The organism is Noviherbaspirillum denitrificans (assembly GCF_002211445.1).
GTDB classification, from domain to species: Bacteria; Pseudomonadota; Gammaproteobacteria; order Burkholderiales; family Burkholderiaceae_D; genus Noviherbaspirillum; species Noviherbaspirillum denitrificans.
The window spans coordinates 1,385,731-1,387,838 of record NZ_LSTO01000001.1; the positions used below are offsets into that span (position 1 = coordinate 1,385,731).

Annotated in this window: 1 protein-coding gene; it reads left to right on the forward strand. The window is 63.9% G+C overall.

Annotated elements, in window-relative coordinates; translation table 11 throughout:
• Positions 1-2,018: PhoX family protein (locus tag AYR66_RS06900; protein WP_088709654.1), on the forward strand; the 2,018-nt coding region annotated here is incomplete at its 5' end.
• Between the last annotated feature and the right edge of the window lie 90 nt (positions 2,019-2,108).

Consider the following 2,108-nt stretch of genomic DNA (forward strand, 5'->3'; position numbering starts at 1 on the left):
TCAACGCCGTCGCCAAGAGCCTGGCGGACGCGCTGGTCGTGCCGGCCGGCTATACCGCGACCGTGCTGTACCGTCTCGGCGATCCGATCGCCGCGAGCGTCGCCGATTACAAGAATGACGGCACCGACACCGGCGCCTCCTTCGCGCAGCGAGCGGGTGACCATCACGACGGCATGCATTACTTCGGCATCGGCGCCGACGGCAAGGTCAGCGCGAGCAACAGCGACCGCGGCCTGCTGGTCCTCAACCATGAAGCGATCACGCCCGCCTACCTGCACAAGGACGGCGTCACCATCGACGGCACGGCGGTCAGCAAGTATCCGTCCACCATCACCAACACGATGACGCGCACCGTCGCCGACGAAGTCATCAAGGAAATGAATGCGCACGGCGTGAGCGTCATCGAGATCGCGAAGAACGGCAGCAGCGTCACCTACAAGAAGGATTCACCGTTCAACCGCCGCATCACCACCTTCACCGAAATGACCTTGTCGGGTCCGGCCGCGAAAACGGCATACATGGTCACTGCCTACTCCAAGGATGGCTCGAAGACGCGCGGCACGATCAACAACTGCGGCAATGGCTACACCCCGTGGGGTACCTATCTCACGACCGAAGAAAACTGGGCCGGCTACTTCCGCCGCATCACCGCGACCGATAACCCATCGCGTACCGCAAAGGAACTGGCCTCCTTCGCCCGCTACGGCGTCGCCGGCACCGGCCGCGAACTGTGGGCCACTGCGACCGCCACCGATCCGACGGACACCTCCTTCTCGCGCTGGAATGCGATGAAGACCGGGACCTCCGCCGACGGCAGCGACGACTTCCGCAATGTCGCCAACACCTACGGCTGGATCGTGGAGATCGATCCTTTCAGTCCCGCATCCACACCGAAGAAGCGCACCGCCCTCGGCCGCTTCGCGCATGAAGGCGCCTGGCCCGGCCCGGTCGTTCCCGGCAAGCCGCTGGTCTGGTACATGGGCTGCGATTCGCGCAACGAATACATCTACAAGTATGTCTCCACCGCGCTGTGGGATCCGGCCGACACGGGTAAGGGACTGGCTGCCGGCGACAAGTACCTCGACGACGGCAAGCTGTATGTTGCAAAGTTCAATGCCGACGGCACCGGCACCTGGGTCGAGCTGAAGTTCGGCAGCAACGGCATCACCGGATCGAACACCGCCTATGCCTTCGCCGACCAGGCCGACGTACTGGTCAATACCCGCCTCGCCGCCGACGCGGCCGGCGCGACCAAGATGGACCGCCCGGAATGGGGCGCGGTCAATCCGGCCAATGGCGAGGTCTACATGACCCTCACCAACACCAATGCGAGCAGCCGTCCGATCACTGCAGTGGACGCAGCCAACCCGCGCTTCTACAACGACCCCAAGGGCACTGCAGCGACCGCGCAAAAGGGCAATCCGAACGGCCACATCATCCGCTGGGCGGAGAACAACGGCGATGTGACGGCGACCGGCTTCAAGTGGGACGTGTTCCTGTTCGGCGCGCGCTCCACTGCGGATGCGAACAACATCAACGTCTCCAACCTGACCGCAGCCAATGACTTCTCCAGCCCGGACGGCCTGTGGTTCTCGCGCAGCACCGGCCTGCTGTGGATCGAGACGGACGACGGCGCCTACACCGATGTGACCAACTGCATGCTGCTGGCTGCGGTGGCGGGCAAGGTCGGCGATGGTGCGAAGAAGACCATCAGCAATGTCGACGGCACGACGACCAAGCAGGTGGATACCTATGTCGGCGCGACGCTGGGCGAGACCAACTTGCGGCGCTTCCTGGTGGGGCCGAAGGAGTGCGAGATTACGGGTGTTGCCGAGACGCCGGATGGGAAGGCGCTGTTTGTGAACATCCAGCATCCGGGGGAGGATACGGCGCCGGTGTTCGGCAGCCCTTCTTCCTTTGGCAGCCATTGGCCGGATGGGGGGAATGCGCGGCCGCGGTCGGCTACGATCGTCATTACCAAGGATGACGGCGGGACTGTTGGGGGCGGGCTGGCTTGATTTGAGTTTCAGGTCGTGATGAGAGGGGCCGTCCGGTGCTTTTTGCATCGGGCGGCTTTTTCTTTCTTCGGTGACCCTGGGCGGCGGAGA